General features: G+C 52.2%; 1 protein-coding gene. It reads left to right on the top strand.

Annotation, left to right across the window (positions count from 1 at the left end):
• The first annotated feature begins 132 nt into the window (after positions 1–132).
• Positions 133–1,728 (top strand): IS1634 family transposase, encoded by a 1,596-nt coding sequence (locus tag GXN74_RS14200; RefSeq protein ID WP_162371589.1) that lies wholly within the window; start codon positions 133–135, stop codon positions 1,726–1,728.
• The last annotated feature ends 26 nt before the right edge of the window (positions 1,729–1,754 follow it).

Raw genomic sequence — 1,754 nt, forward strand, 5'->3', positions numbered from 1 at the left:
AACCTGCATTCCCGGATTTTTATACCAATGATTATACGAAAACCATTGAAAACACTGGGTTTTGAGGCGGTTTTGCATTGACTTTTGACCCATTCATTGGTATAATTATACCAATGAATGGAGGTGCCGCAGATGTCGCTGGTCTATCTGAAGAACAAGAAAAATGGTGTGACTTACGTTTATGAGTCTTCCGGATACTGGGACAAGGATAAGAAGCAGGCCAGGAACCGTAGGGTTTGCATAGGGAAACTGGACCCGGACACAGGAAAGCTGATTCCGTCCAAGAGACAACAGGCGCTGGAGCCTCCGGCAACCGCCAAGCCGGGACCGGTTCCCACTCTGGAGTGGAAGCGCGGCTTCTGTGGTGCCACCTCTCTTTTCGACGCCATCGGCGACAAGCTGGGGATATCCGAAGACCTCAAGCGATGCTTCCCGGACACATACCGACAGATCCTGTCCATCGCCTACTACCTGATCCTGGAAGACAGGAACCCCCTGAGCCGGTTTCCCAAGTGGGCCGCCACCCATACGCATCCTTTTGGAAAGGATATCCCTTCCCAAAGGAGCAGCGAGCTGTTCGGATCCATCACTGAGAACGCCAAGCAGAACTTCTTCCAGCTGCAGGCCAGGCGCCGTCTGGAAGAGGAGTATCTGGCCTACGACACAACCTCCATATCTTCGTACTCGAAGTCACTGAAGCAGGTCAAGTACGGGATGAACAAAGACCATGATCCCCTGCCCCAGATTAACCTGGCCCTGATTTTCGGCGAAACATCCCGGCTTCCGGTATGCTTCCGGAAGCTTCCGGGCAACATCTCGGATGTGAAGACCATCTCCAACATGCTGGCCGAAATCGACTTCCTGGAACTGGGAAAAGTGAAGCTCATCATGGACCGGGGGTTCTACAGTGAAGAGAACATCAACGAGCTGTACCAAAAGCGTTACAAGTTCCTGATCGCAACCAAGACATCCCTGAAGTACGTGAAGAAAAGGTTGGACGAAATCCGCGGCACCATGGTGTCCAGGAAGCACTACAGCTCGAAGTACGGAATCTATTACGATTCCATCCTAATGGATTGGGATTACAGTGAGATGAAACCGCGCTCAGGGGAAGTCGTAAAGGGAACCCGGAGGATGTACCTCCATGTGTATTACAACGACCAGAAGGCCACGGACGACAAGGTCTCCTTCAACAGGATGCTGGATAGTCTGGAGGCGGAACTGGCATCCGGCAAGCGGATTCCAGAGCACGAAAAGAGCTATGCGAAATACTACGAAATCAAGCAGACACCAGTGCGTGGAATCACCTTCACCCCCAAGCAGGACGCCATCGACGAGGCCGAGAAGAACTACGGTTACTTTGCCCTGATTTCCAACGGCGTCAAGGATCCGTTGGACGCCTTGGAGGTTTACCGGTCCAAGGACATGATTGAAAAGGCCTTCGGCGACATCAAGGAGCGCCTCAACATGCGCACCACTTCGGTGTCCTCGGAAGAGAATCTGGACGGAAAGCTGTTCGTGCAGTTTGTGGCCCTCATCTACCTTTCCTACATCAAGAAGGCCATGAGCGATAACGATTTGTTCAAAAGCCACACCATGCAGGAAGTGATGGACAACCTGGACATCATAGAGCGCTTCGAGCAGCCGGGCAAGAGACATCGCATTGGCGAAATCACGAAGAAGCAACTCCATTTGTACAAGTGTCTGGGGGTAGAGCCACCAGCCTAGGTATAAATTCCCGGGAATTCAGGTTT

This window comes from Anaerotalea alkaliphila (assembly GCF_010179735.1).
GTDB classification, from domain to species: domain Bacteria; phylum Bacillota; class Clostridia; order Lachnospirales; family Vallitaleaceae; genus Anaerotalea; species Anaerotalea alkaliphila.

Bases quoted from the DNA above. Each gene is read 5' to 3' on its own strand.
- GXN74_RS14200 (WP_162371589.1), top strand. From the start codon at position 133: ATGTCGCTGGTCTATCTGAAGAACAAGAAAAATGGTGTGACTTACGTT.